The sequence below is a fragment of the Streptomyces nitrosporeus genome (assembly GCF_008704555.1).
In the GTDB taxonomy this organism is placed as follows: domain Bacteria; phylum Actinomycetota; class Actinomycetes; order Streptomycetales; family Streptomycetaceae; genus Streptomyces; species Streptomyces nitrosporeus.
Genome location: NZ_CP023702.1, coordinates 5,277,222 through 5,301,729, shown reverse-complemented (window position 1 = coordinate 5,301,729; position 24,508 = coordinate 5,277,222). Strand labels below are relative to the sequence as shown.

The following is a 24,508-nucleotide window of genomic DNA, read 5'->3' as shown; positions in this document are numbered from 1 at the left end:
GCCGTCTGCCCGGACCGGCCGTCTGCCCGGCACCCGTTCGTACGACGGCGGCCGCGGCTCTCCCCGCCCGGGAGTCCCACCCGGGCATACGGGCCTCCCTGGCGTACGGCCCTCCCGGGTATACGGGCACCCCGCATGCCGGAGAATGTGCGGGTGAGTGATGTGAGACATGTGCTGGTGCTGCCCGACCGCGACTCGGCCCAGGAGGCGGCCGGGGAACTGGCCGACCGGTTCGGCGTCGCCGAGGAGCCCCAGCTCGTACGCGATGCCCTGGCCGGCGAGGACGACGCCGAGGACGCCCAGTGGCTGGTCGTGGTCGAGGACCCGGCCGGACGGCTGGACGCGGACGCTCTCGACGAGTTCGCCGGGGAGTACGAGGGGTGGCTGGAGGCCCCGTAGGCCGCTCGCCGGGTCCGGGGGCCGCGGAAGGCCCCGAGGGCTCAGCCCTTCGGAACGATCTGGATGTCCATGTCGATCTCGATGCTGGATCCCACGGCGGCGATCCCACGGGCCAGCATGGTCTGCCAGGTGAGGGTGAAGTCCTCCCGGTGCAGTTCCGTGGTGGCCCGGCAGGCGGCCCTGACCTCGCCCTCCAGGCCGTTGCCGAGGCCCAGGTAACGGGTGTCCAGCGTCACGGTACGGCTCACGCCGTGCAGGGTGAGCGCACCGCTGACCGACCAGCGGTGGCCACCGCGGTGGACGAACCGGTCGCTGTAGAACTCGAGGGTCGGGTACCGCCCGACGTCCAGGAAATCCGACGAACGCAGGTGGTCGTCGCGCATCTGGACGTTCGTGTCGATCGACGCGGCGTCGATGACGACGTGCATGGCGGAGTCCTCCATGCGGTCGGCGATACGGACCGCCCCCGCGAAGGTGTTGAACCTGCCGTGGATGCGCGCCATACCGATGTGGCGGGCGGTGAAGCCGATCTGGGAGTGCATCGGCTCGATCTCCCAGTCGCCGGGGGTCGGCAACTGCGGCGGGTGAGCCACCTGGAGGGTCACGTCCCCGAGGCCGACATGCCCTCCCTCGGCCACCACGGCCGGGCTGTGGAAGGGAGTGAAGCCCTCGGCGGTGACGGCGAGCCGGTAGTCACCGGACGGCACCGCGGTGACGACGCTGCCGAACGGATCGGTCTCTCCACCGATGACCTTGCGGCCCATACCGTCGGTGACGACGAACTCGGCCTGCCGTACCGGTTCGCCCACGGGGTCCAGCACCCGGCAACTGAGCAGCCCCGCCGTCTTCGGCACAGGAAGGCCCGGAACGCCACTGCTGAAACCGGCGCCGGATTTCGCCTTACCACCTAGCAAACGACCGAACATCTGAACGTACTCCCCAGGGCACTTCTCACCTCGGGCCCCTGACGGATGAACGTCTTTGTCGAAGCAGCGGCCCACCGACGAATGGATATTCGATCACTGTTGCAACCTTCGAGGCAAACGTGGCAGCTGGACGCGGGTTGCACCGAGGTGTTACCGAAGGTCCGAATTGATAGTTCCGCTTGTATGCGGTTCGGGTGCCGGGACGCCGTGTGCCGGGGCGGGTGGCCGACGCCCCGTACGCCCGCTGCCCATGGGCGGGCGGCCCCGGCGCTTCAGGCGTTCGGGTCCCTGCGGACCACGGGCACGGTCGCCAGGTGCAGGCCGAAGTGGTCCCGGTAGGCGTCCAGCACCTCCGCGTCGGTACCGAGGGGGCTCTCGTGGCGCTCGTCTCCCACGGTGGTGATCAGGGTGCGCCCGCTGAGCGTCATACGTCCGGCCTCCGTGCGCCGCGAGCAGACCAGCGAGCGGGTGAAGTGGGATTCGGGGGAGGTCCGGTGGTACCAGGCACCGGCCCGGAAGTCGGCCTGCTCCCGTGGCCGCGGGTCCAGGCGGAACTGCGGCTTGCCGTCACGCGACAGATCCAGGTCCCCCTGCGGAGCCACCCGGAGACGGAACACTCCGCACGGGTCTTCCTGCTCGCCGCGTTCGTCCAGCGCGAGGGGCTTGAGTGCGTGGTCGCCGAATCCGACGTCGACCAGCCATGGGCCCGTGCCGTCGCCGGTCTCCACCCGGAGTGCCATGTGGCCGTACGGAATGCCGAGGCGTCCGCCGTCGTCGAAGACCCGTGCCTGCAGGAACGTGACGCGGAAGCCGAGTTCCCGCAGCAGTGCGGCGAAGGCACCGTTGAGTTCGTAGCAGAAGCCGCCCCGGCGATCCGTCACGATCTTGTGGACGAGTTTCCCGTCCTCCAGGACGATGTCCTCACCCAGATGAACCGACAGGTTCTCGAACGGGACGGTAGTCAGGTGGTGCCACTGGAGGCCGCACAGAGCCTCGGCGTCCGCCCGGCGGGGGCGGGTCGCACCGATACGTTCCAGGTAGGCGTCGGCCCAGTCACTGTCGAACATGGTCGGAGTCTGCCCCGGTCGCGGGCTCCGTGTCATGGGTCCCAGGTCCTCGGTCCGAGGGCCCGGGTCCTGGACGAAGACCGAAGCCCGAGGACCGAGACAATGGCCGAGTCCGGCTTCCTGCTCCCCTCCGCTCCCTACCGGCCTCACCGGTTCCCGCCTGTCGGTGCCTACCGCGTTCATGACCGGCCCACCGCGGTCAGCCCGCCACCCGCTCCGGACACCGCGATCGCCCCGTCGGTGTCCGTACGCAGCACCCTCGCTCCCGCCGTCCGGAGCGCCCCGACCGTGCGGGCGGCCGGGTGCCCGTACGGGTTGTCCGCACCGCAGCTGATGAGCGCGAGCCTGGGCCGGAGACCGTGCAGAAGGGCGTCGTCCTGGTACGCCGATCCGTGGTGCGCCACCTTGAGCACGTCCACCCGGGGCAATGCCGGGTGTACGCGCAGGAGTCCCTGCTGGGCCGGCGGCTCCAGGTCGCCGAGCAGCAACAGGCTCAGCCCGCCGGTTCTCACGAGGAGGGTGAGGCTGGAGTCGTTGGGCTCCTCCGTCACGAATTCCGCGGCGGTCCCCGTGGCCGCGGGAGCGGCACCGGGAGCAGCGGGTACCGGGCTGCCCGGCACGGGCGGGGCGGGGGCGGGAGGCGGCCAGAGAACCTGCCAGTCGAGCGACCCGATACGCCTGCGCTCCCCCGGCACGGCCTGCCCGACCGGGACATGGGCCGCCGCGGCCGTCCTCCGTACGAACGCCGCCTGGTCCGCCGGTTCCTGCAGAGCCGTCGTCCGGATAGCTGCGACCTCTCTGCCCCGGAGCACACCCGGCAGTCCCCGCACGTGATCCGCGTGGAAGTGCGTGAGCAGCAGGAGCGGTACACGTGTGATGCCGAGCTCGCGCAGGCAGCGGTCGACCGGCTCGGGGTCGGGTCCCGTGTCGACGACCACCCCGGCGTCCTCACCGGCGGCGAGCACCATGGCGTCTCCCTGTCCCACGTCGCACAGTGCGAACGTCCAGCCGGGCTGCGGCCAGCCGGTCATGATCCTGGTGAGCGGTACCGGTCTGAGCACGGCCAGGACCAGGAGGAGTGCGGCGGCCGAGCAGATCCAGGGATGCCGGGCGAGCCGGCTCGCCGAGAGCACCAGTACGGCGGTGATGACGGCCAGCAGCGCGGCCCCCTGCCATCCGCCAGGCCAGTCGGCTTCCGCACCGGGCAGCGCCGCTCCGGTACGGGCGACCGACGCGATCCATCCCACGGGCCAACCGGCGACGGTGGCCAGGGTTTCGGCCGCCGGCATCGACACCGGAGCCGCGGCGAGCGCGGCGAAACCCAGGACCGTGGCGGGCGCGACCGCGAACTCCGCCAGCAGGTTGCAGGGGATCGCGACCAGGCTGACCCGCGAGGCGAGGACGACGACCACCGGTGCGCAGACCGCCTGGGTGGCTCCCGCCGCCGCCAGCACTTCGGCGAGCTTCGGCGGTATCCCGCGCTGCCGCAGGGCACCGCTCCACCGCGGGGCGAGAGTGAGCAGGGCGCCGGTGGCCAGCACGGAGAGCAGGAAGCCGTAACTCCGGGCCAGCCACGGGTCGTGGAGCACCAGGAGCAGAACCGCCGTGGCCAGGGCGGGAATCAGCGATCTGCGCCGGCCGGTGCCGATGGCCAGCAAGGTGATCAGTCCGCACGCGGCCGCGCGCAGCACGCTGGGCTCCGGTCTGCAGACGATCACGAAGGCGAGAGCGACGGCGCCGCCGGTGAGTGCGGTCAGACGCAGGGAGATCCCCAGGCGGGGCGCGAGCCCACGGCGCTCGCTGCGCAGCGCGGAACTCGGGGGCCCGATGAGCAGGAAGAGCAGAATCGACAGGTTGGCACCGGATACGGCCAGCAGATGCGTGAGATCGGTGGCCCTGAAGGCGTCGTGCAGTTCGGGCGGCACCCGAGAGGTGTCCCCCACCACCAGCCCCGGCAGGAGCGCCCGGGCATCGGCGTCGAGACCGTTGGCGGCTTCCCGGAGCCCGGCGCGCAGGCTCCCCGCGAGGCGCTGTGTACGGGTGGGTTCCCTGGTCACCTCCGGTGGTTCGTCCGCGTCGGTGCGGAGCACGGCCGCCACGCGCTCACCCTCGTGGCGCGGTGGTGCCAGCCGTCCGCTGATCCGCAGGCCGGTGGAGGGCAGCAGCCTCTCCCACCGGGTGGCCGCCCCTCCCGGCGACACCATGACCAGCACCGGGGTGCTCAGCCGTGTGACGGAGCCGTCGGCGGCGGTGATCCGGGTGACGTCCGCGTCCAGCAGCAGGGAACCGGGCACGCTGTGGTCGCCCCGGACCTGAGGGCGGGTTCTGCGGGGATCGGACCTGACCGTCACCTCCACGTCGGCCCGGGCGAAGTCCCGGCCCAGCCCCGGTACGGGTCCGCTCCGGACCTCCGCTCCGTGGAGCGCGGCGGCGGTCGCGCCGGCCGCGCCACAGAGCAGCGCGGCCGCGACCACGGTGCCGCCCCATCGCGTGCGCATACGTCCGCCACCGCCCCGCCGCCCGGCTCCTTCCGTTCCTCGGCGGTACGTCACCCTTCGCCCCGCTGCCATGATTCCCAGGGCGGCACAGACACACAGGGTGACCGCCACCGCCACCCACCGGCCCGAGAAGTCGAGAGCGGTTCCGGCGGCTGCCCAGGCCGCTAGGGCAGGTGGGACGAGCCGCAGGTCGAGCGACTCGTCCCACCGCTGGTCAGCAGCCGTCGGCCGGTGGCTGGGTGCCGTGTGGACATCAGTGGCCGTGGCCCCGGCGGAACCGGCGGGCTCCGAGGGGACGGCGGTGACGGCCGCACCCGCAGGAACCCCGGGGACAGGGGTCGGAACAGGGGTGCCGGGAAGCCTTTGGGCGCGGTCCCCGGTGCGGGTCACGGCCGGACCAGCGGGCGCAGTTCGGCGAAGCGCCGGTCTCCGATGCCGCTGACCTCACGGAGTTGGTCGACGGACCGGTAACCGCCGTGCTCGGTGCGGTAGTCGATGATGTGCCCGGCGAGCACCGGGCCGACCCCCGGGAGGGTCTCCAGCTGTTCCGGGGTGGCGGCGTTCAGGCTGATCGGCGCCACCGGACCGGCACGGCCCCCTCCTGCGGAACCTCCGGTGCCACCCGCCGGCCCCGCCTGGGCAGGCTGCGCCCCCGGCACTCCGACCACCACCTGTTCCCCGTCCGTCAGGACCCGGGCCCGGTTGAGACCTGTGGTGTCCGCGCCCTCACGTACACCTCCGGCGGCGCGCAGGGCGTCGGCAACCCTGGAACCCGGGGGCAGTTCCTGGATCCCCGGCCGGAGCACCTTGCCGCTCACGTCGACGACGATGTGCGCACCGGGTGCGGATGCCATGGCGAACGGTACGGCTGCCGGGGACGGCCCGGCCGGCAGATCGACGGGCGCCGAGGCGCCTGCCAGGCCTGTCACCGCCTCCACCACCGGCTCCGGGACTCTGACCGCCTGAGGGCGGGCCGACCAGAAGTGTGTCCCCGCGAATACGGCCGCGACGACCAGGACGACGGCGAGCGCGGCCAGCGACTTCGGCTCCAGGCCGCACCGGAGCTGGATCCACAGGGGTAACCGGTCCCGCAGTCCATGCCCCAGCGATTGCCACCAAGGCGGACGCGCGGCACGGACCGCAAGAGATTCAACACGGACCGCAGGCGGTTCGACGCGGACCGCAAGTGGTTCGACGCAGACCGCAGGTGGTTCGACGCGGACCGTGAGGGGTTCAGCGCGCTCCGGAGCGGACTGCGGGACGGGGAGGGATGGCGGCCCCGGCATCCGCGCCCCCGCCGGTCTCCCGGTCCCGTGCCCCGGCCCACGGCCGGGCGGGGTGGCCGGTGCCCAGGAAGGCACCCGGCGCGTCCCCCGAAGCCCCAGTAGGGGTGATGTCTCCTGAGAGGGCACCCCCGCACACCCTGACGCCCTTGGTACCGGGCCTGCCTGCTCCCGGCTCGCCCCCGGCCTGCGGACCGCTTCTGCTCGCGATGGCCTCGCGTCCCCCGGGGCCCGTAGCGGTCCGCTATCCGGTCCCCGCCCCGAACACGCTCCTCCTCCGCCGTCTGCCGTACCGGCCTGCGGACCGGTGCGAGGGTCCGCGGGCCCCCTGGCTCCGGCTCGGACCGCGCCGCCGGGCCCCGGCTCCCCGCCACGCGGCACCGGCGCGTCGGGCCTTTCCTCCGGCCCGGGCCGCATCCTGCCGCCGAGCGGCACGGGCCCACCGAGCGATGTGGATCCGCCGGGCGCCGTCGTTCCCTCCCGCGCTTCTGGCCCGGCCCCTCGCCGCTCCGTCATCAACGCGTCCGCACGGTGCCGCGAAGCCGATACCGCTTCCGTGTCCCTCCCCCGCCCGGTCCGCCTGTGGTTCCCCCGGCCGCCGAAGCGGCTTCCTCGGGAACCGGGACCCGTGCCCGCTCTGCCGCCGGGGCCGGTGCCCGCTCCCGTCCGGACGCGCGCGTCCCGACCGGGCCTGTCCTGGCCTGCCTGCTGAGCCGGTCGATGGGTGGGGCCGTCCTCCGGTCTGAGGGCTGCGAGGACGCGACTGGGTGCCTGAGCTGATCGGAAGGTCATGCCTCACGACGCTAGACACTTCTGCCGAAACGCACCGAGCCGCGTCAATTCCGGTGGATAACTCGCCAGTTGTGGATAACTTCACCCCTCCGGAGGGGTGAAGTTCAGCGTGCTGACACCACGGCGCCCAGCAGTCCGGGTCCGGTGTGCGCACCGATCACCGCGCCCACCTCGCTCACATGGAGGTCCCCCAGGCCGGGCACCCGCTCCCTCAGCCGCTCGGCAAGGCGGTCCGCCCTGTCCGAGGCGGCCAGGTGATGCACCGCGATGTCCACGGCGCCCGCTCCGGCCCGCTCGACGACGATCTCCTCGAGCCGTGCGATCGCCTTGGACGCCGTCCGTACCTTCTCCAGCAGTTCGATACGTCCGGCGTCCAGCTGCAGAAGCGGCTTCACGGCGAGCGCGGATCCCAGCAACGCCTGCGCCGCGCCTATCCGTCCACCGCGCCGCAGGTAATCGAGCGTGTCGACGTAGAAGAAAGCGGAGGTGCCCGCGGCCCGCTTCTCCGCCGCGGCGACCGCCTCGTCCGGCCCACCGCCGGACTCGGCCACCTCCACGGCGGCCAGGGCGCAGAAGCCCAGGGCCATGGCAACCATTCCGGTGTCGACCACCCGTACCGGCACCGGCGCGTCCTTGGCCGCCAGCCGTGCGGCGTCGTATGTGCCGGAGATCTCCGCGGACAGGTGCAGGGAGACGATGCCGGTGGCCCCCGCATCCGCCGCGGCGCGGTAGGCGGCGGCAAAGACCTCGGGGCTCGGCCGGGAGGTGGTCACGGAGTGGCGCTTCTGCAGGGCCAGGGCGAGCGACCGGGCCGAGATCTCCGTGCCCTCCTCAAGTGCCTGGTCTCCCAGGACGACGGTCAGCGGCACCGTGGTGATGCCGTGCCGTTCCATCGTCTGGCGCGGCAGGTAGGCCGTGGAATCGGTGACGATCGCGACATGGCGGGACATGAGCCGGAGGTTACCCTCCGGGACGGGGGCGAGGCAGCCCGGCCCTGGCCCACCGGCCATTCCGTTGTGCCCGGTCGTTCCCCCGACGTCCCGTACCCCGGCGCGTTCTGCCCCCGGGGCGTCCGGCGGTGCCAGGGCTGCGGCCCGGACGGGCCGCAGCCCTGTTCACGGACCGGCTCACACTCTTCCGGCCGGACCGCGATCACCGGCCCGGTCAGTTCGTGGTTTCCGGCCGGGCGGACTTCTGCCACGGGTAGGCGTTCTTCTGCCGCGGGTCGGAGCGTGTCAGGGCCTGCGGTCCCGTCTCCTGCTCCCCGGCAGTGCCGCTGTTCCCGCCGGTTCGTCCGGTCGCGGCCCCGTCCTCTGCCGTCCGGCCCCTCTCCTCCGGGCCGGGAGCCGCCTCCCAGGCCGGCGCCGGTGTGTCCTCGGTCGTCCAGTGCCGCAGTGCGCCCGCTTCGACATCGATCTGCGCGTTCAGCGCGGCGAGGTCGTCGGCGGCGAACTGCCTGGCCCGGTCACGGGCTGCCCAGCGCAACGACTCGGCGGAGTGCGTGATGCGTTCGGTGCGTTCCTTCAGACTCGGCAGCATCCTGGCCACCGTCGCCCGGTCCGGTTCCCGCTCCAGGCCCTTAAGTGCGTTGTCGAGTTCGCGGCCGTGGGCGCTCAGGCGCTCGAAGAGGCCCAGCGACTCACGGAGCGAGGGATCATCCGCCACCCCGGCGTTCAGCGCTTCCTGGGTGGCCCGCATCGAGGTCCGCAGGGCGAGCCGCAACTGCGCGAGCTCCCCCGGCACACCCACCTGCCCGTAGCTCTTGGCCCGAAGCGTGGTGTCCTCCACGGAACGGCGGGCCTGGGTGATCGTGCGGTCCACACCTCTCTTGGCCGCCCGCACCGCCTTCACCCCCGCGTACGCCCCGAGGGCGATGAACGCGACGAACAGCAGCGTCAGGATCAGGATCGCGGCTTCCATGGACGCCCCTCGGGTCTCGACTCGGCTGCCGGTGTGCGGTCGCCCTTCTACCGTAAACGGAACGGGCAGGCCGAGGGTTCCTCCGGAACCCCCAACCTGCCCGTAGGGGAAAGCCCTGCCGTCCCGTGGCCGCGCCCGGGACGCCCGTGTCAGGCGGGAACGATGTTGACCAGCTTCGGCGCCCGCACGATCACCTTGCGGATCTGGGCCCCGCCCAGGGCGGCGACGACGTTCTCGTCGGCCAGGGCCAGCGCCTCCAGGTCCTCGTCGGTGATCGACGGGGAGATCTCCAGGCGCGCCTTCACCTTGCCCTTGATCTGCACCACACAGGTCACCGTCTCGTCCACCACGTACGCCGGGTCGGCGACCGGGAAGTCCTGGTGCACCACGGACCCGGTGTGGCCCAGCCGACGCCACAGCTCCTCCGCCACGTGCGGGGCCAGCGGGGCGACCAGCAGCACCAGCCGCTCGGCGACCGGCCTCGGCAGCGGGCCGCCCGTCTTGGTCAGGTGGTTGTTCAGCTCGGTGACCTTCGCGATGGCCGTGTTGAAACGCATTCCGGCCATGTCCTGGCCGACACCGTCGATCGCCTTGTGCAGTGCCCTCAGCGTCTCCTCGTCGGGCTCCGTGTCGACGACGGTGACTTCACCGGTCTCCTCGTCGACGATGTTGCGCCACAGCCGCTGCAGCAGCCGGAACTGGCCCACCACCGCGCGCGTGTCCCAGGGGCGGGAGACGTCCAGGGGACCCATCGCCATCTCGTACAGCCGCAGGGTGTCGGCACCGTACTCACGGCAGATCTCGTCCGGCGTCACCGCGTTCTTCAGGGACTTGCCCATCTTGCCCAGGACGCGGCTGACCTTCTCGCCCTGGTGGTAGTAGGCGCCGTCCCGCTCCTCGACCTCGGTGGCCGGTACCGCGATCCCGCGGCTGTCCCGGTAGACGAAGGCCTGGATCATGCCCTGGTTGTACAGCTTGTGGAAGGGCTCGGCCGACGAGATGTGCCCCAGGTCGTACAGGACCTTGGACCAGAACCGGGCGTACAGCAGATGCAGCACGGCGTGCTCGGCACCGCCGACGTACAGGTCGACACCGCCCGTGGGCTGCCCCTCACGGGGACCCATCCAGTACCGCTCGATCGCGGGGTCCACCAGCCGCTGGTCGTTGTGCGGGTCCAGGTAGCGCAGCTCGTACCAGCAGGAGCCCGCCCAGTTGGGCATGGTGTTGGTCTCGCGGCGGTACTTCTTCGGCCCGTCGCCCAGATCCAGGGTGACATGGACCCAGTCGGCGTTGCGGGACAGCGGGGTCTCCGGCTGCGCCTCGGCGTCCTCCGGGTCGAAGGTCCGCGGCGAGTAGTCCTCGACCTCGGGCAGCTCCAGCGGCAGCATCGACTCGGGCAGCGGGTGGGCGGTGCCCTCCTCGTCGTACACGATCGGGAAGGGCTCGCCCCAGTAGCGCTGCCGGCTGAACAGCCAGTCCCGCAGCCGGAAGTTGACGGTGCCCTCACCGACGCCGTGTTCCCGCAGCCATGCGGTGATCCTGGCCTTGGCCTCGGTGACGCCCAGGCCGTTCAGCGAGATCTCGTCGTTGGCGGAGTCGACCAGCTTCGCCTCGTACGAGGAGAAGGCGTCCTCCCACGTCGAGGGATCCGTACCGCGGCCGTCCGACGGCTCGACGACACAGCGCATCGGCAGCTCGAAGGCGCGCGCGAAAGCGAAGTCGCGCGCGTCGTGCGCCGGTACGGCCATGATCGCGCCGGTGCCGTATCCCATCAGCACGTAGTCGGCGATGAAGACGGGGACCTTCGCCCCGCTGACCGGGTTGGTGGCGTACGCCCCGGTGAAGACACCGGTCTTGTCCTTGGCCTCCGCCTGCCGTTCCACGTCGGACTTGGCCGCGGCCTGCTTGCGGTAGGCGGTGACCGCCTCGGCCGGGGTCGCGTGGCCGCCGGTCCACACCGGGTGGGTGCCCTCGGGCCAGGCCGCGGGGATGATCCGCTCCACCAGGTCGTGCTCGGGCGCCAGCACCATGTAGGTGGCACCGAACAGCGTGTCCTGGCGGGTGGTGAAGACGGTGATGTCGCCGGCACCGTCGACGGGGAAGTCGACGCGCGCGCCCTCGGACCGGCCGATCCAGTTGCGCTGCTGCAGCTTGATGGCCTCCGGCCAGTCCAGCCCGTCCAGGTCGTTCAGCAGCCGGTCGGCGTAGGCGGTGATGCGCATGTTCCACTGGCGCAGCTTGGCCTTGAAGACCGGGAAGTTGCCCCGCTCGGAGCGGCCATCGGCCGTGACCTCCTCGTTGGCCAGGACGGTGCCCAGACCGGGCGCCCAGTTGACCGGGGCGTCCGAGGCGTACGCCAGGCGGTACCGGCCCAGGACGTCGGCGCGTTCGGCCCCGCTCAGCGCGGCCCAGTCGCGGCCGTCCGGAGTGGGGCGTTCGCCGCTCTCGAACTGGGCGACCAGTTCATCGATGGGGCGGGCGCGGTCGGCCTCGGTGTCGTACCAGGAGTTGAAGATCTGCAGGAAGATCCACTGGGTCCACTTGTAGTAGTCCGCTTCGATCGTCGCGAAGGAGCGGCGCTTGTCGTGGCCCAGGCCCAGCCGGCGCAGCTGGGCCTTCATGTTCTCCATGTTGGCCTCGGTCGAGGCCCTCGGGTGGGTGCCCGTCTGCACGGCGTACTGCTCGGCGGGCAGGCCGAAGGCGTCGAACCCCAGGGTGTGCAGCACGTTGTGCCCGGTCATCCGCTGGTGGCGGGCGTAGACGTCGGTGGCGATGTAGCCCAGCGGGTGACCGACGTGCAGTCCTGAACCCGACGGGTACGGGAACATGTCCATGATGAACTTCTTGGGCTTGGCGACCAGTTCCGGGTCGCCCGCCAGATCACCGCTCGGGTTGGGGGCCTCGTACGTACCCTCGGCGTCCCAGAAGTCCTGCCAGCGTGCCTCGATGTCGGCGGCCATCGCTGCCGTGTAGCGGTGCGGCGCGGCCACCTCGGCCGCGGTGTTCGTCTCGCTCATGATCCTCAAGCTCCATCGATCGTCATCTGCCGGCGCCCACGTCCACGGACACACGTCTTACGGACACACGTCTACGGAAACGAAAAATCCCCTCGCACAGGAGGGGACGCCGCGCCGAGTCCGACCAGGCATTCTCACCGGTCGGTAGTGATCAGCGCGGCTCGCTAAGCAGAAGGCGTACGGCACGCATGGCGCCAGGGTACCGCACGGGCCACCCCCACGCCCGCGCGTTCCGCCGCCACCACCCTCGGCGGCACCGTCCTCGCCGCCACCCGCCGGACCGGTGCGCGCCCGGGGCCCCACGACGAAAAGAAGCGGGCCACCCGTTCAGGATGACCCGCTTCTTCACTGTGGAGCTAAGGAGAATTGAACTCCTGACCTCCTGCATGCCATGCAGGCGCTCTACCAACTGAGCTATAGCCCCTTGCTTTTGTCTCCGCGTTCCCCCGGCGACATCGAGAACATTACACGGTCCACCCGGTGCATCAAAAATCGTTTCCGGTCTGTCCCGGTTTCGTCGCCGACACCCCAGGGGGACAACCCGGTTCCGGGCGTCAGGCGGTGGCGAAGGAGTAGAAGCGCTTGAGGGTGCAGTGCTCCTCCAGGAGCCTGCCGTAGATGGGCTCCCCCTCCAGTTCCCGGTAGGTCTCGATGGGGTCGCCTTTTATGATCAGCGCCCGCGCGCACTCCTCGCACCAGTACTGGTACTTCGCGTTGACGGGATCCATGTCGCGGACGATGGGCGTACCACTGCCGCACCAGTCGCACTTCCGCCTGTGTGCACCCATGGCGTCAGCTCCGGATACAGCAGGCGGTGCACACGCGGGAGCCCTCCTGCGGGGCGGCGGAGCCGGGGGACGTCGAGGGGCGGACGGGCAGGTCCGGGACTCTCACGCGGCTCGCAGGCATCGCGCCCCCTCCCGATCGGTCCGTCGCCCCCTCCGGCGTTCCGATTCTGCCATGCGCCCGCAAGAGGGTCAGCCTGCTCGCGGGCCGGGCTGCCCCTCTTTGTCCGAAAGGAGTCGCCCGGCGCGGGCGGGGTACGGACCTGCGCCTCCCCACCCCGCCGGGAAACAAGCGCACCGGCCCCGTCAGGAAGCAGACGCGCCGGCGGCCGGAGGACCGGCCTCCTCCCAGAGGCCGCCTGAACGCCGAAGATCCCGCCCCCATAGGGGACGGGATCTTCTTCTGTGGAGCTAAGGAGAATTGAACTCCTGACCTCCTGCATGCCATGCAGGCGCTCTACCAACTGAGCTATAGCCCCGCTGTTCGCTTGCTTCTCGCGTTTCCGCGCTGCGAACAAGAAGAACTTTAGCCTGCGACCAGCCGGAAAGTGAAATCCGGCCCCGGGGGGAGGTTTCCGGACCGGGCGCCGACCGGGTCGGGGCGGCGGCCTCGGCCCGCGTCCGCGAAGTGCCGCCTCGCCCGTGGGCCCGGTGGGGGCGCACGGAGCCGGCACGATCCGGACGGGAGACCCTAGGTGTCGTCCCCCAGGACCGGCTCCGGAAGGGTCCCCGCGTTGTGTTCGAGCAGGCGCCAGCCTCGTACGCCCTCGCCGAGCACGGACCAGCAGCAGTTGGAGAGCCCGCCGAGGCCCTCCCAGTGGTGGGACTCCAGCCCGAGCAGACGTCCGATGGTCGTCCGGATCGTGCCGCCGTGGCTCACCACGACCAGCGTGCCGGCGTCGGGCAGCTTGTCGGCGTGCCCGAGGACCACCGGTGCGGCCCGGTCGGCGACTTCGGTCTCCAGCTCGCCGCCGCCTCGGCGCACGGGTTCACCGCGCTTCCACGCGGCGTACTGCTCGCCGTACTGCTCGATGATCTCTTCGTGGGTGAGCCCTTGCCAGGCACCCGCGTACGTCTCGCGCAGCGCGGCGTCATGGACGACGTCGAGACCGGTGACGGCGGCCAGCTCGGCCGCCGTGTCCGCGGCACGCCGCAGATCGGAGGCGACGATGGCGTCGGGCTTCAACGACGCGAGCAGCCGGGCGGCCCTGCGCGCCTGGCTGACGCCCGTCTCGGTGAGATCGATGTCGGTGGACCCCTGGAAACGCCGTTCCAGGTTCCATGCCGTCTGGCCGTGCCGCCAGAGGACGATCCTGCGGCCTCTGCCGCCTCTGCTGCCGTTCAGCTCTGTTCCCCTTCCGTGCCGCCGTTGAGCCGGGCGTGCTCCTCGGCCTTTCCGTGGGTCTTCACAGCGTCCTCGGGGAGGTCGATCTCGGGGCAGTCCTTCCACAGGCGTTCGAGGGCGTAGAAGACGCGCTCCTCGCTGTGCTGGACGTGGACGACGATGTCGACGTAGTCGAGGAGGATCCAGCGGGCGTCGCGGTCGCCTTCGCGGCGTACCGGCTTGGCGCCGAGTTCCTTCTGCAGCCGCTCCTCGATCTCGTCGACGATCGACTTGACCTGGCGGTCGTTGGGAGCCGAGGCCAGCAGGAAGGCGTCGGTGATCGACAGGACGTCGCTGACGTCGTAGGCGATGATGTCGTGCGCGAGCCGGTCGGCCGCGGCCTGGGCTGCGGTCTTGATGAGCTCGGTGGAGCGGTCCGTGGCGGTCACATGCAGGCTTTCGTCGGCGGTCAGATCAACCTCTAGGGTCTCACGGACCGCCGACAACCCGGCGACGCCTACTTCGGGATCTTGTAGTCCTGTCCGAGGACGACGGACACGTCGGCGTTGGCGGGGAGCTCGCCCTTCTTCGCCGCGTCCGCGGTGAGGCCGAGCGTCTTGGCGACCTCGACGGCCTTCGCCTTGTCCTCCTCGGTGCGGTAGCGGACCTCGGACGCCGGCACGGTGTCCTTCTCCCCGCTGTCCACGAACGCGTAACCTCCGTTGACCAGCTGTACCCGGGCCTTGGGGCCCACGCCGGGGACACCGGTGGCGTTCGTGACGCCGACCCGTACCGCCGCGCCTTGTTCCGGGGCCTTGACGGTGCCGCCCAGGACCTCCTTGACGACGGTCTCCTCGGCCTTCTCCGTGAGGGTCCCGTCCTCCTGTACCGGCAGCACCGTCGTGGTGTAGTCGCCGACCTTGGCGTGGCCGGCGAGCTTCGCCAGCGAGGCTCCCAGGTCCTGCTCGGGCAGCGACGGGTCGAGGATCTGCGCGAGGGTCTGCACCGTGACGGTGGCGGCCTCGGGGTCCTCCGACATCTTGCGCAGGGTGCTGCGCAGGACCTCTCCGAAGCGCGTCAGCTGCTTGGCCTCGGGTTCGCCGGGGCCTCGGTAGGTGGCGTACGCGACGGCCATCTGCCCGCTCAGCGTCTGGGCCTCGCCCTTCCGGACGACCGGGGCCGCGCCCTTCTTGGTGTCGGGCACGTCGGTGTCGGTGTCGACCTCGATGGTGCCGACGAGTTCGACGAGGTTCTCCAGATACGGGGTGTCGAGCCGCCAGGTGCCGGTGATCTTGGTGCCGAGCAGGGTGTCGACGGCTTCGCGGGTCCCGGTGGAGCCGTCACCGTCGACGGAATCGCCCAGGGTGATGGTGGTGCCGTCGTCCGCGGCCAGGGCGAGCGAGTTGGGGAGCAGGACGGTGGTGCCCTGCTTCGTGGTGGCGTTGTCGACGAGCAGCGCCGTGGAGGTGCCGCCCTTCTTGGTGTTGTGCAGGTGGACGACAATGACGTCCCGCTGTTGCGGCCCGTTCGCGGTGGCCGTACGCCCGTCCTCGCCGGACATTCCGGGGATCTTGCCCGCGAACCACAGGTAGCCGGCGCCGCCGACCACGACGAGGGCCGCGACGACTATCAGCGCGACCAGCCTGTTGCGTCCGCGCCGCCGGGCCTCCTCACGGCGTTCGCTGCGGCTCTCGGTGAACTTGAGCCAGTCGATGACGTCTTCGGAGTCCTCGTCGGGCTCCTCGATGAAGGAGAACTGCTCACCCCGGTGGTCGCGGTCGGCGCGGCGCTGTTCGGGGACGACGGGCTCGGGCGTCTGTCCGAAGTCCGGCCGCGGTCCGGAAGGCGCGGCCGTCGGGGCGGAGGGCGCGGCCTGGGCCGCCCACTGCCCCGTGCTGTCCGCGGCGGGCTGTGTGCCGGTGCTCTGGCCGTACGCCCCGTACGTTCCGTAACCGCCGTCGCCGTAGTCGTAGCCCTGCTGCGCCGGCGGGGGGACGGGCTGCTGCTGGGCGTACGGGTCGTAGCCCTGCCCGGTGCCCGCGTACGGGTCGTAGCCGTATCCCTGGGCGTCCCCGTAGCCGTGCTGTGTCTGCCCGCCCTGCGGCTGCCGGGGCTCCTGCGGCTGCTGGGCGTAGGGGTCGTACGGCTGCGGCCGGCTCTGCTCCTGCTGCTGGTAGACCGGCTGACCGTACTCGTCGTAGCCGATGATCTGCGGCTGCTGCTGGTAGTACGGGTCGTACGGGTTTGGTCGGTCGTTCACCGGTGCCCCTCTCCGTGGCTCATTCGCCGCGGTACAACTGGCGCTTGTCGATGTAGCGGACCACACCGTCCGGCACCAGATACCAGACCGGCTCCCCCTGCGCGACCCTGGCGCGGCAGTCCGTGGACGAGATCGCCAGCGCGGGTACCTCGATGAGCGAGACCCCGCCCTCGGGCAGCCCGTCGTCCGTCAGCAGGTGGCCCGGCCGGGTCACACCGATGAAGTGGGAGAGCGAGAACAGCTCCTCGGCGTCCCGCCAGGTGAGGATCTGGGAGAGCGCGTCGGCGCCGGTGATGAAGAAGAGGTCCGCGTCTCCGTGGACCTCGCGCAGGTCCCGCAGCGTATCGATCGTGTAGGTCGGACCGGCACGGTCGATGTCACTGCGGCTGACCGAGAACTGCGGATTGGACGCGGTGGCGATGACCGTCATCAGATAGCGGTCCTCGGCCGGGGACACCTGCTTGTGGCTCTTCTGCCACGGCTGACCGGTCGGGACGAAGACGACCTCGTCGAGATGGAACTGGGCGGCCACTTCACTGGCCGCCACCAGGTGTCCATGATGGATCGGGTCGAATGTCCCGCCCATCACGCCGAGTCTGCGCTTGCCGCGGCCGGTAGGCACTTCCTGCTCTCCCATGCGTGCAGACCCTACTGGCACGGCTGTTCGCCTCTGCCTCAGCGGTCCCGGTTGAAGCGTGTGGTGATCCACAGCAGGAGCATCAGGGCGACGAACGCGCCGACTCCGGTGAGGTAGGGGCTGAGACTTTCGTGGTTGCCGCCTTCACCGCCTTCGGAAGCAAGGGTGACCAGCTGCTGTGCGGTGCTCGTGAGGCTCATCTTCTGCGGGACCTATCGCTCGGGAGTCGGAAGGAAGACGTCCCGGACATCGTATGCGGGCGTCCCGGGCACGCTCACGCCGACTCAGTCGTTCTCGTTGTCGTTGCGGTATCCGCGCAGCAGGAACCACGCGAGCAGCGCCGCTCCGACGATCGAGACCACCAGGACGATCCGGAGGGTGCTGCCCGGCCCCTGCTCCTCGGAGACGGCGGCGAGCAGTGCGGCGGTGTACGGCATTTCGGGCGCTCCTCATGGTTATCCACAGCCCCCCGCACACCGTAGCGCCAGCACCTACGCTGGCATCTGTCAGGGGGACGAGCGAGTCTCGTACGAACAGGGGGCATCCATGACCGACAACAGTCACGAGAGCGTGCCGAGCAGGCAGCGCAGGCGGTTCCCGGGGATCTCCTCCCGGGCCTACGAACACCCGGCGGACCGTTCGGCCCTGGTGGCCCTGCGCAAGCTCAGCGGGTTCGACACCGTGTTCAAGGCCCTGAGCGGCCTGCTCCCCGAGCGCAGCCTCCGGCTGCTGTTCCTGTCGGATTCGGTTCGGGTGGGCGACGCCCAGTTCGCGCACCTCAACGACATGCTGCGGGACGCCTGTTACATCCTGGACCTGGAGAAGGTCCCGCCGATGTACGTCAAGCAGGACCCGCAGCCCAACGCCATGTGCATCGGCCTCGACGAGCCGATCATCGTGGTGACCACCGGCCTCGTGGAGCTGCTCGACGAGGAGGAGATGCGGGCCGTCGTGGGGCACGAGGTGGGCCACGCGCTCTCCGGGCACGCGGTGTACCGGACGATACTTCTCTTCCTCACCAACCTCGCCGTGAAGGTGGCGTGGATTCCGCTCGGCAATGTCGCGATCATGGCGATCGTGACGGCACTGCGTGAGTGGTTCCGCAAGTCGGAGCTCTCCGCGGACCGGGCGGGTCTGCTGGTCGGCCAGGATCTGCAGGCGTCGATGCGCGGTCTGATGAAGATCGCGGGCGGCAACCACCTGCACGAGATGAACGTGGACGCCTTCCTCGCCCAGGCCGACGAGTACGAGAAGGGCGGCGATCTGCGGGACTCCGTGCTCAAGATCCTCAATGTGCTGCCGCGTTCCCACCCCTTCACCACGGTGCGGGCCGCCGAGCTGAAGAAGTGGTCGGAGACCCGGGACTACCAGCGCGTCATGGACGGCCACTACCCGAGGCGCGAGGAGGACAAGGACACCTCGGTGACGGGCTCCTTCCGCGAGTCCGCGTCGCACTACGCCGACACGGTGCGCACCAGCAAGGATCCGCTGATGAAGCTCGTCGGCGACATCGCCGGCGGGGCGGGCGACCTGGGCGGCAAGCTGCGCGACCGGTTCACCGGTGCGGGCGGGGGGAACGGCGGCGCGAGGGGGGCCGGCCCCGCCGGGGGCAAGGGCGGCGGGCCCGCGGGCTCCTCGGAGGCTACGGACGGTTCCCAGGGGACGTGGCGTCGTCCGGGCCCGGAGGAGGAGGGCCCTGGGGCGGAGAGCTGACGGCCAGGGTGCCGCACAGTTCCGCCCTGGGCAGGCCCGTGGCGTAGGGGTCGGTGCCGTCCGGCCCCCTGCTGTCCGTACGCTCGCCGGCGAGCAGCGGGCGCAGGGATCCGGCGTCCTCGGCGGAACAGGACTGCGGTCCGGCCTGGACGTAGGCGCTGCGCACCTCCAGCCGGTGCAGCCTGAGGTCCTCACGGTCGACCACGAAGTGCAGTTCGCGGCGCACGGTGAACAGTGAGGCGTCGTCGGCGCGATGGGGGCCGGGGGCGGCGGGCCGCAGGGCGTAGGTGAACGTGTGGTCGGACACCACTTCCAGGGTGTCCGACCCCGTCTCGGCGTAGGACAGGGAGCCCTCCACCCGGACGTCGGTGTCGGCCAGCTCGGTGTCGGCGGGGTCGAAGCGGACCAGCCAGCCGGTGGCGGCGTGCTCGCCGTCGTCGGCCGGTGTGCTCACGCTCCGGTCGAACTGTGCCGTCTGGTCCGGGTCCAGCAGGCGTCCGACCGGGCGGACCATCCGGCCGGTGAGTACGTCGGGGTCGACGGAGGAGGCCACCAGGTAGTCCTTGACGGTGCTCAGCGCGGCGGTGACCTGGCTGTTGGAGAAGTTCTCGGTCCTCCGCACCGGGGGCAGGCTGATGCCGGCGGCACCGGACCGGTGGGATGCCGCCGGGCCGGTGGCGAACAGATCCTCGGGAGTCCCGCCCGGGACGGCTCCCCGGGGCGCCAGGGGGACCACGGTGGTCCGCAGCGGTTCGGCGTGGCGGACGGCCGGCGCCCGGTAGGGGTTGCGGAAGCCGATGTAGACAGCGGTGGCGAACGCGAGGGTGATCAGCACGACCAGGGCGACGGCTGCTCTGGAGCGCCGCCGGGTGCCCGGTCCGGAGACGTTCCGCACGGACCGGACGGCACGGGCCGGCTCGCCCATCCGTTCCTGGGCGGAGAACTCCTGCAGCCGGGCAGCGCGGACGAACGACTCGTCGAAGACGAGCGAGCGGTACTCGTCCTCGCCCCCCGGCGGGTTCTCCGGGGGGCCGTCCGGCGGTTCTCCACGGCCTGTCATGGCTTCTCCCGATCTCCGCGCCCCCGGCGGGAGCGGGCGCGGGATTCACCTCCGCATCCGCTTCGGCCGGAAGACTTCGAGCGGACTGTCCGTCACGGGTTCGACACAGGAACATGCGACTGAGGAACATTCGACACAGGAAAACTCTGCACTGCGACATCAGACGCCGCTCGGCGCTGCTCCGGTGGTAACCGGCGCTGCTCCAGTAGTGACCGGCGTTGCTCCAGTGGTGACCGGCGTTGCCCGTAGTGCTCGGGTCGCTGTCGCCGGGCGGCAGGCACCAGGCGGCATGAGCGCGTCATCGGAACAGCTCACCGGCTCCGTCGCCGGTGCCCGCCCCACCGTGTTCCCGCTGCCGGAGGCCGGACCCGGTGCCCGGCAGCGGGTCCGGGACCCGGTGAGGGGCGGCCCGGGGTACGGCAGTCGGGGGAGTCGTCCCGGCGCGGAAAGGGAGGCATCCCCCTCTTCCCGCCGACGGTGACGACGACGGCGGGAACGACGGCGCCGACGGCGGAAGGAGGGAAAAGGTCATGTCTTCAGAGTGGGTCGATCCACCTCACGGTAAACGCCGCGCAGGTGGGGGCGCAGGCGGGCTCGGGCCGGGCGGGCAGTGCGCATCTGTCCGGGCAGGGCGCCTCGGCCCGGACACCGGGCTCCGGGCGCCGGATACCCGGGGCGGCGGCGGGGGCGGAGGGGGCGGAGGCTCAGGGGGTGCGGGGAACGGCGGAGACGGCCGGGCGGGGGTGGCCCAGCGAGGCGGAGGGGGGCGCCCCCGGCCCGTCCACACCGCTCGTCACCGGCGACGGGACCTGTTCGGGGCGGTTGCTGCCCGAAGCACCCCGGTAGACGGCGCTGAACGCCAGCGCGACCATCCCGACCCCCATCAGCACGGCGAGCAGCCAGGCGACCGGCCGGTGCCAGTGGGCGGTGCCTCGGTAGGGCCGCAGGGACCCGCCATGGTGCCCGTACGGGCCGTCGTCGTCCTCGTCGGGGTCGTAGAAACCCTCGGGGTCGAAGGAGTCGCCATAACCCCTCTCACGGCCGTACAGGCCGTCCGGCCCGTCGCCGTGGAGGTCGTCGTCCATGGTGCCGCCACCGGAGCGGGCTCTGCTCGCCTCCGCCTCGGCGCGCGCCTGTGCCGCGGCGAGCAGCCGCTCGACCGCGGTGGGTTCGTGGATCTCGGCGGACCGGACGAAGTCCTCGTCGAACACCACGGAGGCGAAGTCCTCGTCCGCGCCCCCGCGGTCGTCGTCGGGCTCCCAGCCGTCCGGGAACGGCCTGCCCCCCACGTCGTCCGGCACGCAATCAGCGTAGCCCCGGCGGGACGTTCTGGGCAGGGAGTCCGCGAACTCGGCCACCAGAAGGCCGCCCGGGCCGCCCGGGCCGTCCGGTGGCCGCCGTCCTCCCGCGGCCTATCGGATGTGGCCGTCGCCGGTGACGATGTACTTCGTCGACGTCAGCTCCGGCAGCCCCATGGGGCCGCGGGCGTGCAGTTTCTGGGTGGAGATGCCGATCTCCGCGCCGAAACCGAACTGGCCGCCGTCCGTGAAGCGCGTGGAGGCGTTCACCGCGACCGTCGTGGAATCCACCAACTGGGTGAACCGGCGGGCCGCCGCCTGGGAGGTCGTGACGATCGCCTCGGTGTGGCCGGAGGACCAGAGCCGGATGTGGGCCACGGCGGCGTCCAGCGATTCCACCACCGCGGCCGCGATGTCGTACGAGAGGTACTCGGTCTCCCAGTCCTCCGGCTCCGCCGCCACCACGGTGGCCTTGGACCCCTCCGCGTAGGCGAGCACCCGCTCGTCGCCGTGCACGGTCACACCGGCGTCGGCCAGTGCGTCCAGCGCCCGGGGCAGGAAGTCCGCGGCGATGTCCTTGTGGACCAGGAGGGTCTCGGCGGCGTTGCAGACGCTCGGCCGCTGGGCCTTGGAGTTGACCAGGATGCCGACGGCCATGTCGAGGTCGGTCTGCGCGTCCACGTACACATGGCAGTTGCCCGTACCGGTCTCGATCACGGGGACGGTGGAGTCCTCCACGACGGTCCGGATGAGCGAGGCGCCGCCGCGCGGGATCAGTACGTCGACCAGCCCGCGGGCACGCATCAGTTCGCGTACGGAGTCGCGGCTCTCCCCCGGCACCAGTTGCACCGCATCGGCCGGCAGGCCGGACCCGCCCACCGCGTCGCGCAGGACCCGTACCAGCGCGGAATTGGAGGCGTACGCCGAGGAGGAGCCACGCAGCAGTACGGCGTTGCCGGACTTCAGGCACAGGGCTGCGGCGTCGACCGTGACGTTGGGACGGGCCTCGTAGATGATGCCGACCACTCCGAGCGGCACCCGCACCTGACGCAGATCGATGCCGTTGGGGAGGGTGGAGCCCCGGACGACCTCGCCCACCGGGTCGGGCAGCGCCGCCACGTCCCGGACGTCGGCGGCGACCGCACGGATCCGCTCCGGCGTGAGGGTCAGCCGGTCCACGACGGATTCGCTGGTCCCCGCCTCGCGGGCACGGGCGACGTCCTCGGCGTTGGCGGCGACGATCTCACCTGTGCGTACCTCGAGCGCGTCCGCGATCGCCAGGAGGGCGTCGTCCTTCGCCGCACGCGGAAGTGGCGCGATCTCGGCGGCCGCGGAGCGGGCCCGGTAGGCGGCCTGGACGACCGGGGACAGGTTGTCGTACGGCGAGAGCGTGGTCATGCCTGCAGGGTAGTGCTCCGGCGACGGCTCTCCGTCCGGTATTTCGTGATGCGAGACAGGTGTCCCGGTGCACGGACCCCGCCCATCCCGCGCGCTTCCCGCGCTTCCGCACCCTCACGCCTCCGCCCGTCCCACCGGCGCCGGGACAGCGCCCACCAGCTGCGAACCCGCACCCCGCTCCCGCGCCGCATCGTCACCCCAGCGGCACCCGCAGCCGGCCCCCATGCCCCGCGCCCACACCCAGCACACGCCCGGCGCGCACCGGTGCGCCTCGCCCGGCCCAGGACACCGGTGCGGGGAGACACCGGTGCGGGGAGGCACCGGTGCGGGGAGGCACCGGTGCGGGAAGACGTCGGTGCGGGGCGCCGGGTCAGTACGGGTGTACGCCGACCGGTGCGGCGGGCGGCGGGCCGTAGCCCTCGGCGACGCGCTGGTGGTAGGTCTCCCGGTCGATGACCTCCAGGCCGACGATCTCCCAGGGCGGCAGCCCCGCGCTGGAGCGGTGCTCCCCCCACAGCCGCAGCGCCACGGCGGCGGCGTCGTGGAGGTCGCGGGCCTCTTCCCAGTAGCGGATCTCCGCGTGGTCGTTGGCATACCGGCTGGTCAGCAGGAAGGGGTGGTCGTGTGCCAGCTGTTCGAGCCCTCGCCTGACCTCACCCAGCGGAATCTCACCGCCGGAGACGCTGAGGGTGATGTGCCACAGTTTGGAACGGCTCTGCGGCTCGTCCTTCACCGCCGGTTCCTGCTCGAAGATCTGGTCGGTACGCGGGCCGACGAAGTCGGTTCCGGCCCCGACGCTGGTCAGGGCGCGGCTGCCCGTTCCACGGGGCGGCGCCCCCGAGCGCGCTCGTCTCACCGGCGGCCTCCTGTGAATGCGTAGCTGAGCTGACCCCTTGTGTCCCCACGACAAAGTTGACCAGTCCCAGGGCCGGCTTGGGGCGGTTTTGGTGAAGGTCTCGGCTCGAAGGCTGGACTTTCAGCCGTTTCGGGGGGCCGTCCGGGACGTGAGGACGACAAGATCGTCCCTGTGTACGACCTCGCGCTCATAGGCGGGACCGAGTTCCCGCGCCAGGTCGTGGGTGGAGCGCCCGAGGAGCTGGGGAATCTCCTTGGCGTCGAAGTTGACGAGTCCCCGGGCGACCGCGTGACCGGCGGTGTTCCGCAGTTCCACCGGGTCGCCCGCCGAGAACTCCCCCTCGACCCCGCAGATCCCGGCCGGCAGCAGCGAGGTGCGGCGGTCGACCACCGCGCGCACGGCCCCGTCGTCGAGGACGAGGGCGCCCCGCGGGGCGGAGGCGTGGGCCAGCCAGAGCAACCGGTCGGCGGAGCGCCGGCCGGTGGGGTGGAAGTAGGTTCCGGTGTCGCGGCCCGCGAAGGCGTCCGCGACCCGGCTGGCGGAGGTGAGGACGACCGGGACCCCGGCGGCGGTGGCGATTCCGGCCGCCTCGACCTTGGTGACCATGCCGCCGGTGCCGACGCCCGCCTTCCCGGCGCTGCCGATCGTGATGCCCTCGATGTCGCCGGGCCCGCTCACCTCGGCGATGCGTGAGGTGCCCGGGGAGCTGGGGTCGCCGTCGTACAGGCCGTCGACGTCGGAGAGGAGGACGAGCAGGTCCGCGTGGACGAGGTGGGCGACGAGCGCGGCGAGCCGGTCGTTGTCGCCGAACCGGATCTCGTCGGTGGCGACGGTGTCGTTCTCGTTGACGACGGGGAGCGCGCCCATCTCCAGGAGCTGGTCGAGGGTGCTGTAGGCGTTGCGGTAGTGGGCCCGCCGGCTGGTGTCGTCGGCGGTGAGGAGGACCTGGCCGACGCGTACGCCGTACCGGGCGAAGGAGGCCGTGTAGCGGGCGACGAGCAGCCCCTGGCCGACACTGGCGGCCGCCTGCTGGCGGGCCAGGTCGTTGGGCCGGCGGACCAGGCCGAGCGGGGCGAGGCCGGCCGCGATGGCGCCGCTGGAGACGAGGACGATCTGCCGCTCCCCGCCGTCCCTGACCTTGGCGAGTACGTCGACGAGGGCGTCCACCCGGTCGGCGTCGAGGCCGCCGGCCGCGGTGGTGAGGGAGGAGGAGCCGACCTTGACGACGATCCTGCGGGCGTCGGTGACGCCCGGCCTGGCAGCTGACACGTGCTT

General features: G+C 71.4%; 21 protein-coding genes and 2 tRNA genes. 2 read left to right on the top strand and 21 right to left on the bottom strand.

The window, feature by feature from the left end; all coding sequences use genetic code 11:
- The first annotated feature begins 153 nt into the window (after window positions 1-153).
- Window positions 154-399 (top strand): hypothetical protein, encoded by a 246-nt coding sequence (locus CP967_RS23380; protein WP_190175005.1) that lies wholly within the window; start codon window positions 154-156, stop codon window positions 397-399.
- 41 nt (window positions 400-440) lie between these two features.
- Here CP967_RS23380 and CP967_RS23375 read toward each other — a convergent pair whose 3' ends face one another.
- From CP967_RS23375 to CP967_RS34115, 16 genes are all read right to left on the bottom strand, one after another.
- A complete protein-coding gene (locus tag CP967_RS23375; protein ID WP_150489847.1) occupies window positions 441-1,325 on the bottom strand; it encodes a YceI family protein in 885 nt (294 codons plus the stop codon).
- A gap of 272 nt (window positions 1,326-1,597) precedes the next feature.
- Window positions 1,598-2,392, bottom strand: a complete 795-nt coding sequence (locus tag CP967_RS23370) for an arylamine N-acetyltransferase family protein (protein ID WP_150489846.1) — start codon at window positions 2,390-2,392, stop codon at window positions 1,598-1,600.
- Window positions 2,393-2,571: 179 nt separating this feature from the next.
- The gene (locus CP967_RS23365; protein WP_190175022.1) at window positions 2,572-5,079 is read right to left on the bottom strand and encodes a ComEC/Rec2 family competence protein; all 2,508 of its coding nucleotides are present in this window, start codon (window positions 5,077-5,079) and stop codon (window positions 2,572-2,574) included.
- Window positions 5,080-5,276: 197 nt separating this feature from the next.
- The gene (locus CP967_RS23360) at window positions 5,277-5,744 is read right to left on the bottom strand and encodes a ComEA family DNA-binding protein (RefSeq protein ID WP_308436071.1); all 468 of its coding nucleotides are present in this window, start codon (window positions 5,742-5,744) and stop codon (window positions 5,277-5,279) included.
- Window positions 5,745-7,069: 1,325 nt separating this feature from the next.
- Entirely contained in the window at window positions 7,070-7,915 is an 846-nt protein-coding gene (locus tag CP967_RS23355) for a DegV family protein (RefSeq protein ID WP_150489844.1), read from the bottom strand.
- Between the two features lie 214 nt (window positions 7,916-8,129).
- Window positions 8,130-8,885, bottom strand: coding sequence for a hypothetical protein (locus CP967_RS23350; protein WP_150489843.1), 756 nt, complete (start codon window positions 8,883-8,885; stop codon window positions 8,130-8,132).
- Window positions 8,886-9,034: 149 nt separating this feature from the next.
- Window positions 9,035-11,902 carry a leucine--tRNA ligase gene (gene leuS / locus CP967_RS23345; protein ID WP_150489842.1) on the bottom strand — a complete coding sequence of 956 codons (2,868 nt, stop codon included), beginning with the start codon at window positions 11,900-11,902 and terminating at the stop codon, window positions 9,035-9,037.
- 351 nt (window positions 11,903-12,253) lie between these two features.
- Window positions 12,254-12,326 (bottom strand) — tRNA-Ala (locus CP967_RS23335).
- Window positions 12,327-12,456: 130 nt separating this feature from the next.
- The gene (locus CP967_RS23330; RefSeq protein ID WP_150489840.1) at window positions 12,457-12,690 is read right to left on the bottom strand and encodes a hypothetical protein; all 234 of its coding nucleotides are present in this window, start codon (window positions 12,688-12,690) and stop codon (window positions 12,457-12,459) included.
- A 403-nt stretch (window positions 12,691-13,093) separates the two neighbouring features.
- Window positions 13,094-13,166: transfer RNA gene (locus tag CP967_RS23325), tRNA-Ala, on the bottom strand.
- 212 nt (window positions 13,167-13,378) lie between these two features.
- On the bottom strand, window positions 13,379-14,032 hold the full coding sequence (locus CP967_RS23320; RefSeq protein ID WP_150492003.1) for a histidine phosphatase family protein: 654 nt from the start codon (window positions 14,030-14,032) through the stop codon (window positions 13,379-13,381).
- Window positions 14,029-14,460, bottom strand: coding sequence for a ribosome silencing factor (gene rsfS, locus CP967_RS23315; RefSeq protein WP_150489839.1), 432 nt, complete (start codon window positions 14,458-14,460; stop codon window positions 14,029-14,031). Before rsfS ends, CP967_RS23320 begins: the two co-directional genes overlap by 4 nt.
- Before the next feature lie 68 nt (window positions 14,461-14,528).
- Entirely contained in the window at window positions 14,529-16,271 is a 1,743-nt protein-coding gene (locus CP967_RS23310; protein WP_150489838.1) for an LCP family protein, read from the bottom strand.
- 19 nt (window positions 16,272-16,290) lie between these two features.
- Complete coding sequence (gene nadD, locus CP967_RS23305; RefSeq protein ID WP_150489837.1) at window positions 16,291-16,908, bottom strand: nicotinate-nucleotide adenylyltransferase; 618 nt, start codon at window positions 16,906-16,908, stop codon at window positions 16,291-16,293.
- Window positions 16,909-16,946: 38 nt separating this feature from the next.
- Complete coding sequence (locus tag CP967_RS23300; RefSeq protein WP_150489836.1) at window positions 16,947-17,108, bottom strand: hypothetical protein; 162 nt, start codon at window positions 17,106-17,108, stop codon at window positions 16,947-16,949.
- Window positions 17,109-17,192: 84 nt separating this feature from the next.
- The gene (locus CP967_RS34115) at window positions 17,193-17,345 is read right to left on the bottom strand and encodes a hypothetical protein (protein ID WP_167535424.1); all 153 of its coding nucleotides are present in this window, start codon (window positions 17,343-17,345) and stop codon (window positions 17,193-17,195) included.
- 109 nt (window positions 17,346-17,454) lie between these two features.
- On the opposite strand from CP967_RS34115, the gene CP967_RS23295 reads away from it, so the two are divergent.
- Window positions 17,455-18,621 (top strand): M48 family metallopeptidase, encoded by a 1,167-nt coding sequence (locus CP967_RS23295; protein ID WP_150489835.1) that lies wholly within the window; start codon window positions 17,455-17,457, stop codon window positions 18,619-18,621.
- Here the strand turns inward: CP967_RS23295 and CP967_RS23290 are convergent.
- From CP967_RS23290 to proB, 5 genes are all read right to left on the bottom strand, one after another.
- On the bottom strand, window positions 18,551-19,681 hold the full coding sequence (locus CP967_RS23290; RefSeq protein ID WP_150489834.1) for an SCO2583 family membrane protein: 1,131 nt from the start codon (window positions 19,679-19,681) through the stop codon (window positions 18,551-18,553). The genes CP967_RS23295 and CP967_RS23290 overlap by 71 nt on opposite strands.
- 704 nt (window positions 19,682-20,385) lie before the next feature.
- Complete coding sequence (locus tag CP967_RS23285; RefSeq protein ID WP_150489833.1) at window positions 20,386-20,982, bottom strand: SCO2584 family spore wall biosynthesis protein; 597 nt, start codon at window positions 20,980-20,982, stop codon at window positions 20,386-20,388.
- 111 nt (window positions 20,983-21,093) lie between these two features.
- Window positions 21,094-22,377 carry a glutamate-5-semialdehyde dehydrogenase gene (locus CP967_RS23280; RefSeq protein ID WP_150489832.1) on the bottom strand — a complete coding sequence of 428 codons (1,284 nt, stop codon included), beginning with the start codon at window positions 22,375-22,377 and terminating at the stop codon, window positions 21,094-21,096.
- A 370-nt stretch (window positions 22,378-22,747) separates the two neighbouring features.
- Window positions 22,748-23,233, bottom strand: coding sequence for a hypothetical protein (locus tag CP967_RS23275; RefSeq protein WP_150489831.1), 486 nt, complete (start codon window positions 23,231-23,233; stop codon window positions 22,748-22,750).
- Window positions 23,234-23,353: 120 nt separating this feature from the next.
- On the bottom strand, window positions 23,354-24,502 hold the full coding sequence (proB, locus tag CP967_RS23270; RefSeq protein ID WP_150489830.1) for a glutamate 5-kinase: 1,149 nt from the start codon (window positions 24,500-24,502) through the stop codon (window positions 23,354-23,356).
- Window positions 24,503-24,508 lie beyond the last annotated feature (6 nt).